At 69.0% G+C, this 11,654-nt stretch carries 11 protein-coding genes; 7 read left to right on the forward strand and 4 right to left on the reverse strand.

What is annotated here, in order from left to right:
- Positions 1-25 precede the first annotated feature (25 nt).
- From BN1193_RS08775 to BN1193_RS08790, 4 genes are all read right to left on the reverse strand, one after another.
- Positions 26-1,432: a DHA2 family efflux MFS transporter permease subunit gene (locus BN1193_RS08775; protein ID WP_040165493.1), complete on the reverse strand. Its 1,407-nt coding sequence runs from the start codon at positions 1,430-1,432 to the stop codon at positions 26-28.
- 42 nt (positions 1,433-1,474) lie between these two features.
- Positions 1,475-2,437 carry a carbohydrate ABC transporter permease gene (locus tag BN1193_RS08780; RefSeq protein ID WP_040165494.1) on the reverse strand — a complete coding sequence of 321 codons (963 nt, stop codon included), beginning with the start codon at positions 2,435-2,437 and terminating at the stop codon, positions 1,475-1,477.
- Positions 2,434-3,579, reverse strand: a complete 1,146-nt coding sequence (locus BN1193_RS08785) for a carbohydrate ABC transporter permease (protein WP_040165495.1) — start codon at positions 3,577-3,579, stop codon at positions 2,434-2,436. Before BN1193_RS08785 ends, BN1193_RS08780 begins: the two co-directional genes overlap by 4 nt.
- Before the next feature lie 74 nt (positions 3,580-3,653).
- A complete protein-coding gene (locus tag BN1193_RS08790) occupies positions 3,654-4,994 on the reverse strand; it encodes an ABC transporter substrate-binding protein (protein ID WP_040165496.1) in 1,341 nt (446 codons plus the stop codon).
- A 250-nt stretch (positions 4,995-5,244) separates the two neighbouring features.
- Here BN1193_RS08790 and BN1193_RS08795 point away from each other — a divergent pair, with 250 nt between their 5' ends.
- The 7 genes from BN1193_RS08795 to BN1193_RS18145 all read left to right on the forward strand — a co-directional run bounded on the left by BN1193_RS08795 (position 5,245) and on the right by BN1193_RS18145 (position 11,631).
- On the forward strand, positions 5,245-5,574 hold the full coding sequence (locus BN1193_RS08795; protein ID WP_040165497.1) for a PTS sugar transporter subunit IIB: 330 nt from the start codon (positions 5,245-5,247) through the stop codon (positions 5,572-5,574).
- A complete protein-coding gene (locus BN1193_RS08800) occupies positions 5,571-5,852 on the forward strand; it encodes an HPr family phosphocarrier protein (protein WP_040165498.1) in 282 nt (93 codons plus the stop codon). The genes BN1193_RS08795 and BN1193_RS08800 overlap by 4 nt, the downstream gene beginning before the upstream one ends.
- A gap of 4 nt (positions 5,853-5,856) precedes the next feature.
- Positions 5,857-7,527, forward strand: coding sequence for a phosphoenolpyruvate--protein phosphotransferase (gene ptsP, locus BN1193_RS08805; RefSeq protein ID WP_040165499.1), 1,671 nt, complete (start codon positions 5,857-5,859; stop codon positions 7,525-7,527).
- Positions 7,524-9,143: a PTS mannitol transporter subunit IICB gene (locus tag BN1193_RS08810; RefSeq protein WP_040165501.1), complete on the forward strand. Its 1,620-nt coding sequence runs from the start codon at positions 7,524-7,526 to the stop codon at positions 9,141-9,143. The genes ptsP and BN1193_RS08810 overlap by 4 nt, the downstream gene beginning before the upstream one ends.
- A 70-nt stretch (positions 9,144-9,213) precedes the next feature.
- Positions 9,214-9,654, forward strand: a complete 441-nt coding sequence (locus tag BN1193_RS08815; protein WP_040165503.1) for a PTS sugar transporter subunit IIA — start codon at positions 9,214-9,216, stop codon at positions 9,652-9,654.
- Complete coding sequence (locus BN1193_RS08820) at positions 9,651-10,805, forward strand: mannitol-1-phosphate 5-dehydrogenase (protein WP_040165505.1); 1,155 nt, start codon at positions 9,651-9,653, stop codon at positions 10,803-10,805. The genes BN1193_RS08815 and BN1193_RS08820 overlap by 4 nt, the downstream gene beginning before the upstream one ends.
- Before the next feature lie 103 nt (positions 10,806-10,908).
- Positions 10,909-11,631, forward strand: a complete 723-nt coding sequence (locus BN1193_RS18145; protein ID WP_040165507.1) for a sulfite exporter TauE/SafE family protein — start codon at positions 10,909-10,911, stop codon at positions 11,629-11,631.
- Positions 11,632-11,654: the final 23 nt, after the last annotated feature.

Raw genomic sequence — 11,654 nt, forward strand, 5'->3', positions numbered from 1 at the left:
GCGACCCGGGGCGCAAGAGCCGGAATCATCCCGTCGGCACGGGAGCGCGGCGAGGGAGCCACACGGTCGCCGCGGCCGCGCAGATTCCGAGGATCACGAAACCGCCGAAGGCGAGGCGGAACGCCGCCGGAGCGCCGAGCGCGACCGTCGCTCCCTGCAGCAGCACGGCCGCGCTCGCCGTCCCGAACGCTCCGCCGAGCTGCTGCAGCAGTCGCGTCTGCATGGCGACCTGCGCGATGTCCGTCCGTTCGAGCGTCTCGTAGGCGTTCGAGGTGAGCGGCACCATCAGCATCCCGATGCCGAGGCCGCGCACCAGCAGGGTCGCGGCCAGCAGGATCGGCGAGGTGTCCGGCCCGGCGAACGCGAACGGCACGGTTGCGACGGCCACCACCACGAAGGCCACCATCGCCGTGTTGCGCGAGCCGAAGCGGAGCACCGTCCGCGCCACGAGGAACCGTGCCACCAGTGACCCGATGCCCTGCGGCATGAGCAGCAGGGCGGCGGTGAGAACCGACTGCCCGCGCTCGATCTGCCAGTACAGCGGCAGCAGGAAGATGCCGCCGAACATGAAGGCGCCGAGCAGGAACATCAGGCCCGCGGACGCGGCGATCCGCCGACGGGTGAGGAGGCGCACACGGATCAGCGCGCGGCCGTCGCGCCGCACCGCCCAGATCACGAACCCGACCAGCAGCACCGTCCCGAGCACGAGCGCTCCCCCGACCAACGCGGACGGCACGACGCTGTCGACGGTCTGCGTGAGACCGAACACCAGCAGCGAGACCCCCGGGACCAGCATCGCCAGCCCGGCGAGATCCAGCGGGCCGGACGACCCGCCGTCCGGCCGCCCGGGTGGCAGCACCCGCCACGCCGCGACGAACCCGATCAGACAGATCGGCACATTGATCAGGAACACCCACCGCCAGTCGGCGATCGCGAGGATCAGGCCGCCCAGCACCGGTCCGAGCACCGGCGCGATCCCGAGCGGGAGGCTGATCGAGGCCATCACCCGCGCCGTCGACCGTCCGGCCGCAGCCTGCACCGCGATGGTCTGCATCAGTGTGCTGAGCAGTCCGGCGCCGAGCCCCTGGAGGACCCGGAAGGCGATGAGACTGCCCGGGTTCCACGCCGCCGCGCACAGCGCCGACCCGACGACGAACACCCCCAGCGCGATCAGCCAGATCCGCCTGCCCCCGAGCCGGACCTCCAGCCATCCGGCCAGCGGGATCACGGCGACGAGCGCGAGCAGATACGCCGTCGACACCCACTGGATCTCATGGATCGGGCTGTGCAGATCGACCGAGAGTGAGTGCAACGCGATCGTGACGACGGTGGTGTCCAGGATCCCGGCGATTCCGCCGAACACGAGCACGGCGATGATCCGCCGGGTCTGGGGATCCAGGGCGTCATCCGCAGCACGATCGGTGGGCGACATGGATCCACTCTCGTCCTCGGACGAGAATCACGACACCCCGGCTCAGCCCTTCGTCGCCCCGGCGAGCAGACCGCGGACGAAGAACCGCTGCAGCAGGAAGAACACGATCAGCGGCACGATGATCGCCAGGAACGTGCCGGCTGAGAGCAGATACCACTGCTGGCCGTAGGTGCCGGACAGGTCGGTGAGCAGCTTCGTGATCGGCGCGTTCGCTCCGGGGGCGAAGATCGTCGCGACGAGCAGATCGTTCCACACCCAGAGGAACTGGAAGATCGCGAAGGACGCGATGGCGGGGGTGGACAGAGGAAGCACGATCCGCAGGAACATCTGCGCGTGACCGGCGCCGTCCATCGTGGCGGCCTCGATGACGTCGTTCGGGATGGCGGAGATCGAGTTGTGCAGGATGAAGATGGCCAACGGCAGCGCGAAGATGCTGTGCGAGATCCAGACCTCGGCGTAGCTCGAGGTCGCATAGCCGAGATTGAGTCCGGTGAAAACCTGCTGCCCGAAGGCGCTCACCCCGTTCGTGTAGAGGCTGAGCAGGGGCACAAGCGCCATCTGCAATGGCACCACCTGAAGCGCGAACACGAGGATGAACAGGGTGTCCCGCCCCCGGAACCGCATCCAGGTGAACGCGTAGGCCGCCAGCAACGCGAGCACGATCGGGAAGATCGTCGCCGGGATCGAGATGGTCAGCGAATTCAGGAACGACTGCCCGACGGTGATGGTGTCGTTGAAGTTCAGCGTGTCGATGTAGTTCTGCACGGTGAAGACCGGCTGCACGAACGCCGTCCACCAGCCGCTGGTGGTGATGTCCGCGGCCGGTCGGAACGACGACACGAACAGCCCGAACGTCGGGATGGTCCAGATGACGGCGATGATGATCGCCGCGATCGTCGCCCACGGACTGGTCAGCCGCCGCTTCGTGCGGTGCATGATGCCGTGGCGGGTGTCGTCAGCGGAGGACGGGGAGCGCCGGCCCTCCGGATGCGTCGCGACGGTCATGATGGCTGCTCCTGCCTCCGCATGTTGCGCGCGTTGTAGATGATGAACGGCGTCACCAGCACGAAGATCAGCACGGCCAGAGCCGCGGAGTGCCCGGACTGGGGCGGCAGGATCTGGAACTGGCGGACCATCTCGTAGCCGAGCACCGTCGTGTCGTTCTGTCCGCCCGTGGTGGCCGCGATGATGTCGTACACCTTCAGGGCGACGATCGAGATGGTCACCCAGACCACGATGAGCGTGGGCCGGATGGTCGGCACGGTCACCGACCAGAACCGCTGCCAGGCGTTCGCTCCGTCCAGTTCGGCGGCCTCGACCTGCTCCACGGGGACGCCCTTGATGGCCGCCGACAGCAGGACCATAGCGAAGCCGGCCTGGGTCCACACCAGGATGACGATGAGCAGGAGCATGTTCAGCGGATAGCTCTGCAGCCAGCTCACCGGTTGTCCGCCGAACATCACCACGAGCTGGTTCAGCAGTCCGATCTGCTGTCCCTGGGTGTAGTCGAAGAAGAACTTGAAGATGATCGAGGCGCCCACCAGGGAGATCGCCATCGGCATGAAGATGAACACCTTGAGCACCCGCTCGCCGCGGCTGCGGTCCACGAACGCCGCGTAAGCCAGGCCGATCACGGTCGCCGCGATCGGTGCCAGCACGACCCAGACGATGGTGTTCACGAACGCGACCAGGCCACTGGAGCCGCCGGAGAACACCCAGAAGAAGTTCTCCAGGCCGACGAAGTGCGTCCCGTCGTTGCTCACGAACGCGTTCACCACCGTCTGCAGCGCCGGGTACACCAGCCCGATCGCCAGCAGCAGAGCCGCGGGGGCGAGGAAGGCCAGCAGCTGCAGGATGAACCCGCCCCCGTGCCCAGAGCGGACATCCAGCAGGAAGAGTCCGCCCCCGAGCAGCACGCTGACGATGGCGATCCACCACCCTGCCGGTTGCAGTCCGAACACGAGCACGAGCACGAGGGGAACCAGCAGAGCAACCGCCAGACGGACCACGGTGTAGCCGCGACCGGGTCGTGGTGCGACATCGATGAAGAACAGCAGCAGCGCCACCACGACGGCGAACGCGATGATCACGATGGGCACCTGGAGGAGGGCGGGCAACCCGGCGAGCCACCCGAAGAACAGAGCCATCAGGAATCCTTTCGATCGCACTCCACATCGGCCCTACGCCGATCCGTGGTGCGCCCGCGGATCGGTGAGGAGGCTCATCCGGTCGGCCACGACGCCTGGATCTCCTTCTCCACGTCGCCCTGCTTCATCCCGTTGACCCAATCGACCATGCCCTTCCAGAACGCCGTCTCCACGACGTTCGGCATCGCGTCGTCCGCGCCGAAGCGGAACGTGGTGTTCGGGTCCTGCAGCACCTTGATCGCACCGGCCAGCAGCGGGTCCTTCTCACCGTCGACCTTCAGCCCGGTGTTGGCGCTGATGAAGCTCGCGCCGTTCACCCCGATCAGGCTGTTCGCCCAGTCGGCGCTGGAGAGGTACTGCATCACCTTCTGCGTCGCGGCGTTGGTGTCGAACGCGGCCGCGAAATCGCCGCCACCCACGACGGCCGTGGCGCCCGCCTTCGGGCCCGGCAGCGGGAACGCCCAGATGTCCCCGTCCGGTCCGACCACCGGCGTCTTCCCGGCGGCCGTCTTCACGGTCGCGAAGCTGGCCTCGAGGAAGGTGGCCTGGTTCGTCATCGCGCACTTGCCGTTCGCGAGCGGTGTCGCCACGTCGCCGAACGCCGTCGCGTTCATCGACGCCACGTTCCCGATCCCGGCGTTGACGTTGTCCGGGTTGGTCAGGATCTTCCCGAGTTGGGTGAAGGCGTCGTCGATGGCCGGGTCGGTGAACTTCGTCTTGCCTGCGACCCAGGCGTCGTACGTCTGCGGGCCGGCATCGGCGAGGACCATCTCGGCGAGCTGGTCCGCTCCCGGCCAGCCGGACGAGGTGCCCGAGTTGAATCCCGCGCACCAGGCCGGCTGTCCGGTCTTGGCCCGGATGGCGGAAGTCAACGTGAGCAGTTCGTCGTAGGTCGTCGGCACCTGCACGCCCCACTGCTTGAACTGCTTCGGCGAGTACCAGATGTAGCCCTTGACGGAGGCATCCAGGGGCGTGCCGTACAGCTTGCCGTTCGAGGTCACGTACTGCTGCCAGTCAGCGGAGAAGTTCTGCTTGACGTTCGCCTCCGTCGCGGAGTCCAGCTCTTTGACCTTGCCGGTCTGCACGGCACTGGCCAGCAGCCCCGGCTGCGGGAACATGGCGATGTCCGGCAGCGCGCTGCTCTGGATCTTCGTGGCGATGTTCGCGGTGAAGTCCTTGTCGCCGGTGTACTGGATCGTGATGCCCTCCTGCTTCGCCCATCCGCTCCAGGACGCCTCGAGCTCCGTGGCCTCGGTCCCGGTGTCCGCCGCGTAGATCGTCACGGTCTGACCGCCGCCGCTTCCCGCCGTGCCGCTTCCCGAGCTGCCGGCCGGACCGCATCCGGCCAGCACTGCCACACCCACCCCCAGAGTGGCCGTTGCGGTGAGAATCCTGCGCGTGGTCGAAACGTCCATGTCATCTCCTTGCGAGTTCGCGCCTGCGCAGGAGGTCGGCGTCGCGGCCCGGAATGGAGCGAGTCAGGCGGACGGCCAGGTGCGCATCCAAGGGAGCGCACCTGCAGGTTACGTCCCGAAGTGTGACAACGGACTGGGAATTGTGGACACCGCACACCGCCCGTCCGGCATCGATTTTCCGCAGGGGCGGAAAGGAACCTGGTTGTTCCCTGAGCGTGAGCCGAGCACGATGGGCGAAGGAGGTGGATCGATGAGGATCCTGATCGTGTGCGGCGCGGGAGCGTCCAGCACGTTCGTCGCGAAGCGGCTGCAGCGTGCTGCGGACGCGGCCGACGTCGATCTCAGTGCCCGTCCCGGCACCTGGGGAAGCATCTCGGCCCACGCCGACGTCGCCGACCTCGTGCTGCTCGGGCCCCACCTCGCCGACCACCTCGACGAGGTTCGCCAGAACCTCACCCCGACCCCGGTCGCACTCCTCCCCGAGGGGTGCATCCGCGATCTCACCGGACGCGACACGCTCGCGTTCGTCCTCGAGACGTCCGACCCGGACGCCTCGCCCGCCCTGGAAGGAAGATCATGACCACCATCGACCGTTCCGTCACCGTCGGCTCCTCGCACGGGTTGCACGCCCGCCCCGCGAAGCTGTTCACCCAGGCCGCCAAGGACACCGGCGTGCCCATCACGATCCGCAAGGGCGAGGGCAAGCCGGCCAACGCCGCCAGTATCCTCGCGGTGATCGCGCTCGGCGCCGAGCAGGGCGATGAGGTCACGCTGTCCACCGACGCGGACGCTCCCAACGCGGCGGAGGCCCTGGACGCGCTCGCCGCCCTGCTGGCGAGCGACATCGACGCGGAGTGACCCGATGACGACTCTCACCGGATCGGGTATCGGCCTGGGCATCGCCCAGGGCCCGGTCGCCCGTGTCTCCGATCCGCTGCCGAAGCCGGAGAACACCCCGTCCACGGCGGGCGCCGAGGCCGAGAAGGCGCGCTTCCGCACGAGCGTCGCCGTGGTCGCCCGCGAGCTCGAGGACCGAGGAGCCCGCGCGGGCGGAACCGCGCAGGACGTCCTCGAAGCCCAGGCGATGATCGCCGAGGACCCGACGCTCGCCGAGGAGGTCGACGCTCGCCTGGATGACGGCGCGACCGCCGAATGGGCCGTCGTGGATGCGTTCGCCGCGTTCCGCGAGATGCTCACCCAGGCCGGCGGGTACCTCGGTGAACGCGCCGCGGACCTGGACGACGTCGCCCAGCGGGTGCTCGCCGACCTTCGCGGGGTGGCCGCACCGGGGCTTCCGCAGCCCGGACACCCGTACGTCCTGGTCGCTCGCGATCTCGCCCCCGCCGACACGGCGCTGCTGGATCTCGATCAGGTGCTCGCCGTCGTGACCTCGGATGGCGGCCCCACCTCGCACACCGCGATCCTCGCGCGCGAGAAGGGCATCGTCGCGGTCGTCGGCGTCACCGGCGCGCGGGATCTGACCGACGGTGAGACCGTCATCGTCGACGCCGAGAACGGTGCGGTGGTCACCGACCCGACGGAAGCGGAACTCACCGCCGCGTCCGACCGTGCCGAGGCGCGCAAGGCCGCGGCGGCGGCGCCGCTGAAGCCGGGTGCCCTCGCCGACGGCACCGCGGTGATGCTGCTGGCGAACCTCGGCTCTCCGGACGGTGCGGCCGGTGCGGTGGAGCTCGGCGCGGAGGGTGTGGGCCTGTTCCGCACCGAGTTCCTGTTCCTGTCCGCCGACGAGGCTCCGACGGTCGAAGACCAACAGGCCGCGTACACGAAGCTGCTGCAGGCGTTCCCCGGTCAGAAGGTCGTCGTCCGAGCGTTGGACGCCGGAGCGGACAAGCCGCTGAAGTTCCTGAACGACGACGACGAGGACAACCCCGCCCTCGGCATGCGCGGCATCCGCATCCTGCGCGAGCGCGAGCAGATCCTGCGCGATCAGCTCACCGCTCTCGCGAACGCGGACGCGGCCACCGACGCGGACCTGTGGGTCATGGCGCCGATGGTGGCCACCGTGGATGAGACCCGGTACTTCACCGACCTCGCCCACGAGCTCGGCATCCGCACGGCCGGGGTGATGGTCGAAGTCCCCTCCGCCGCGCTCATCGCCGATCGGATCCTGGCGCACACCGAGTTCGCCTCGATCGGCACGAACGACCTCACGCAGTACACGATGGCGGCGGATCGCCTGCTCGGATCCGTCGCCGCCCTGCAGAGTCCGTGGCACCCCGCGGTGCTGCAGCTCGTGCGCTCCGTCGGCACCGCCGGTGCCGACGCCGGCAAACCGGTCGGCATCTGCGGCGAAGCGGCCGCGGACCCGCTGCTGGCCGTCGTGCTGGTCGGCCTCGGGGCGACCAGCTTGTCCATGGCGCCGGCGGCCCTCGCCGACGTCCGCCTGTCCCTGTCCCAGTACACGCTCGAGGACGCCCAGCGCATCGCTCGAGCAGCCCTCGCCGCGGACGACGCGGCATCAGCCCGAACCGCGGCGCGTGACGCCGCGGAGAAGAAGGAGAAGGAAGCATGACATCGGCGTCCGCAACGAGCTCCGCCAGCACTGGCGGAGCGAAGAAGGCGCAGGTCGCAGTCCAGCGATTCGGCACCTTCCTGTCCGGCATGATCATGCCCAACATCGCCGCGTTCATCGCGTGGGGCCTGATCACGACTCTGTTCATCGCAACCGGATGGTTGGGGTGGTGGCACCCCGTCGCAGACATGCTCGGCGGCTTCGGCAACGCCGACCAGATCGGCTGGAGCCACGCTCTGACCACCCTGGCCGTCGGCGACGACGGCAAGACGTTCCCGCAGTACGTCGGTCTGGTCGGCTCCATGCTGACCTACCTGCTGCCGCTGCTGATCGCGAACACCGGCGGCCGCATGGTCTACGGTGAGCGCGGTGGCGTGGTCGCGACGATCGCCACCATGGGTGTCATCGTCGGCACGACGATCCCGATGTTCCTCGGCGCGATGGTGATGGGCCCGCTCGCGGCGTGGATCACCAAGCAGATGGACAAGCTGTGGGAGGGCAAGCTCAAGCCCGGCTTCGAGATGCTGGTGAACAACTTCTCCGCCGGAATCCTCGGCCTGATCCTGGCCGTGCTGGGCTTCTTCGCGTTCGGTCCGGTCTTCACCGCGGTCAGCGACTTCCTCGGCATGATCGTCGGTTGGCTGGTCAGCGCCGGCCTGCTGCCGCTGCTGTCGATCATCGTGGAGCCCGCGAAGATCCTCTTCTTGAACAATGCGATCAACCACGGCGTCTTCACGCCTCTCGGCATCCAGCAGGCCGCGGACACGGGCAAGTCGATCCTCTTCCTCATCGAGGCGAACCCCGGCCCGGGTGTCGGCGTGCTGCTGGCCTTCTCGTTCTTCGGCGTCGGCATGGCCAAGGCCTCCGCTCCGGGCGCGATCATCATCCAGTTCCTCGGTGGTATCCACGAGATCTACTTCCCGTACGTGCTGATGAAGCCGATCCTGCTGATCTCGGTCATCGCCGGCGGCGCCACCGGTGTCGCGACGAACGCTCTGCTCGGCGGTGGTCTGGCCTTCCCGGCCGCCCCGGGATCGATCATCGCGGTGGCCCTCTCGGCCGCCCCGGCGGGCATCCCGAACCTCCTGGTCGTCCTGCTCTCGGTCGTCCTGGCTGCGGCGGTCTCGTTCCTGCTGTCGATGGTGTTCCTGCTCCGCAGTCGCAAGCGCGACCTCGCCACGGAGGGCGCCGGCGACCTGTCCGCCGCGATCGCGCAGACCGAGGCGAACAAGGGCAAGAAGTCCTCGGTGCTCGGCGGCCTCGGCGAGGCCGGTGCGGCGACGGCCGGTGCCGCCGCCGCCACGGCCACGGCGGATCACCCGCTCGAGAACATCGTGTTCGCGTGCGATGCCGGCATGGGCTCCTCCGCGATGGGCGCCAGCGTCCTGCGCAACAAGTTCAAGAAGGCGGGTGTCGGCGGTGTCACCGTCACGAACAAGGCCATCGCGAACCTGGACGGCACGGAGGACCTCGTCATCACGCAGAACCAGCTCACCCAGCGGGCCACGGAGAAGAACCCGAACGCGATGCACGTGTCGGTGGACAACTTCATGAACTCGCCGAAGTACGACGAGGTCGTGGACCTCGTCCGCAAGCAGCAGGAGGATGGAGCCTGACGGCTCCCGGGGCGGCGTCGGACATCCGGCGCCGCCCCGCCTTCATTCCGCGTCAGTGAAAGGACAGAACATGTCAGAGAACATCCTGCGGTCCGGATCGGTCCGCATCCACTCCGGAAGCGTCTCGCAGCACGAGGCGATGAAAGAGGCCGCGGACATCCTCGTCGCGGCCGGATCCGTCACGGACGGCTACTACGACGCCATGCTGCAGCGCGAGGCGACCGTGTCCACCTACATGGGCAATGAGCTCGCGATCCCCCACGGCACCAACGAGACAAAGGACGAGATCCTGAACTCGGGGCTGTCCCTGGTCCGCTACGACGGCGGCGTGGACTGGGACGGCGAGCCGGTCTCATTCGTGGTCGGCATCGCCGGCAAGGGGGACGAGCACCTGGAGATCCTCAGCCGCATCGCCCTGCTGTTCTCGGACGAGGACGACCTCGCCCGCCTCAAGGCCGCGGCCACTGCCGATGACCTGTACGCGCTGGTCGAGTCGGTGAACGAGGAATGAAGGCCGTCCACTTCGGCGCCGGAAACATCGGCCGCGGCTTCGTCGGCCTGCTGCTGCACGAGGGCGGGTATGAGCTCGTCTTCAGCGACGTCGCCGCCCCGCTGGTCGATGCGATCAACGCCGCCGATCGGTACACCGTCCACGAGGCCGGCCCCGGTGGCGTCGACCACGTCGTCACCGGATTCCGCGCCGTCAACAGCGCGACGGACCCGGAGCGACTGACCGAGGAGATCGCCACGGCGGACGTGGTCACCACGGCCGTCGGACCGACCGTGCTGCGTTTCGTCGCGGACAACATCCTGGCCGGCATCCGCGCCCGCGAGGCGGGACGCCCGCCCCTCCAGGTGATGGCCTGCGAGAACGCCATCGACGCGACCGACACCCTGCGTGCGGAGATCGTGACGAAGGCGGGCCCGGAGTGGGAGCACCTCGCGAACCGCGCGGTGTTCGCCAACACCGCCGTGGACCGCATCGTCCCGGCCCAGCCGCCGGGCGAGGGCATCGACGTGACCGTCGAGCCGTTCTTCGAGTGGGCGATCGAACAGGAGCCGTTCCAGGGCGAGCCGCCGCACATCCCCGGCGCGCACTTCGTGGACGACCTCGCGCCGTACATCGAGCGGAAGCTGTTCACGGTGAACACCGGTCACGCGGCCACCGCATACCTCGGTGCACGCGCCGGGGCGACCACGATCGCCGAGGCGCTGGCGCTGCCGGAGGTGGAGTCCGTGGTCCGCGAAGCCCTCGAAGAGACCAGCGCACTCCTGCATTCCGTGCACGGATTGTCGGAAGAGGACCTGGCCTCCTACCGTGCCACGATCCTGGACCGGTTCCGCAACCCGGAGCTGCCGGACACGGTGTGGCGCGTCGGACGTCAACCCCTGCGCAAGCTGTCCCGCCACGAGCGGTTCGTCGGCCCCGCCGCCGCCTCCGCGGAGCGGGGTCTGCCGACCACCGCCCTCGTTTCGGCGATGGCGGCCGCCCTGGAATTCACGGACGTCGACGACGAGCAGTCCCGGGAACTGCAGGCCCGCCTGGCCGGCACCGAGGAGCCGGAGGACCTCGCAGCGGACGTCACGGGCCTCGCGCCCGAGGACGCCCTGTTCCCCGCCGTCCGCGCGATCTTCGAGGCTCGCACAGCCGCCGTGCGCTGAGACGCATCCCGTACGCCGACCGCGTCCGGACCCTGCCACAGGACGGCGGGATCCGGGCGCGGTTCGCATTTCGCCCGGAGCGGTCACCGGAATAATCGACAGCGTGACCCTCGCCCTCGCCACCCTCGCCACGTTCGTGGCAGCCGTCATTCAGCGCATCACGGGGCTGGGATTCGTGCTCGTCCTTCTCGGGCCGCTCGTGCTGCTGTACGGCGCCGGAGCGGGTGTCACCCTGGCCGTGCTGCTGTCGCTCGTCGCGTCCGGGTCAGCGGTTCCGCTCGTCTGGCGTGAGGTCGACTGGCGGCACGCGCTCTGGCTCATCGTGCCCGGGCTCCTCGCCGCTCCGCTCGGGGCGTGGGTGGTCGCCCGGCTGCCGGAACCCGCCCTGCTGCTGATGATCGCGGCGATGGCCTTCTTCGCCCTCGTCGCCGGCTGGATCCCTGCTCTCGCGCGGGGTCTGCGCGGTCGCGGCGGTGCTGTGGCGGCCGGTGCCACCGCCGGGTTCATGCACGTGGCCAGCGGACTGTCCGGCCCCGCTCTGGCCGCGCACGCCGTCGGCGACCGGTGGCCGCAACGATCCTTCGCCGCGAGCGCGCAGGTGATCTTCGTGGCGTTCAGCGCCGTGTCCGTCGCCCTGCGCGGGCTGCCCACCCTGCCGATGGCCGACGTCGTCACCGGCATGGTCGTCACCGTGGCGGGCATCGTGGTCGGGTCGCTGCTGATGCGCTGGGTCCGCCCCGTCTGGGCTCGCCGCGCTATGCTCGCCATCGCCTGGATCGGGGCGTTCGTGGTCCTGATCCGGGGCATCATCGCGCTGCTGCCCTGACCCACGGGCGACCCGGCACCCCA

This window comes from Microbacterium gorillae (assembly GCF_000826185.2).
In the GTDB taxonomy this organism is placed as follows: Bacteria; Actinomycetota; Actinomycetes; order Actinomycetales; family Microbacteriaceae; genus Microbacterium; species Microbacterium gorillae.

Coding starts and splice junctions, on each gene's coding strand:
- BN1193_RS08775 (WP_040165493.1), bottom strand. CDS start 1,432: ATGTCGCCCACCGATCGTGCTGCGGATGACGCCCTGGATCCCCAGACC.
- BN1193_RS08780 (WP_040165494.1), bottom strand. CDS start 2,437: ATGACCGTCGCGACGCATCCGGAGGGCCGGCGCTCCCCGTCCTCCGCT.
- BN1193_RS08785 (WP_040165495.1), bottom strand. CDS start 3,579: ATGGCTCTGTTCTTCGGGTGGCTCGCCGGGTTGCCCGCCCTCCTCCAG.
- BN1193_RS08790 (WP_040165496.1), bottom strand. CDS start 4,994: ATGGACGTTTCGACCACGCGCAGGATTCTCACCGCAACGGCCACTCTG.
- BN1193_RS08795 (WP_040165497.1), top strand. CDS start 5,245: ATGAGGATCCTGATCGTGTGCGGCGCGGGAGCGTCCAGCACGTTCGTC.
- BN1193_RS08800 (WP_040165498.1), top strand. CDS start 5,571: ATGACCACCATCGACCGTTCCGTCACCGTCGGCTCCTCGCACGGGTTG.
- ptsP (WP_040165499.1), top strand. CDS start 5,857: ATGACGACTCTCACCGGATCGGGTATCGGCCTGGGCATCGCCCAGGGC.
- BN1193_RS08810 (WP_040165501.1), top strand. CDS start 7,524: ATGACATCGGCGTCCGCAACGAGCTCCGCCAGCACTGGCGGAGCGAAG.
- BN1193_RS08815 (WP_040165503.1), top strand. CDS start 9,214: ATGTCAGAGAACATCCTGCGGTCCGGATCGGTCCGCATCCACTCCGGA.
- BN1193_RS08820 (WP_040165505.1), top strand. CDS start 9,651: ATGAAGGCCGTCCACTTCGGCGCCGGAAACATCGGCCGCGGCTTCGTC.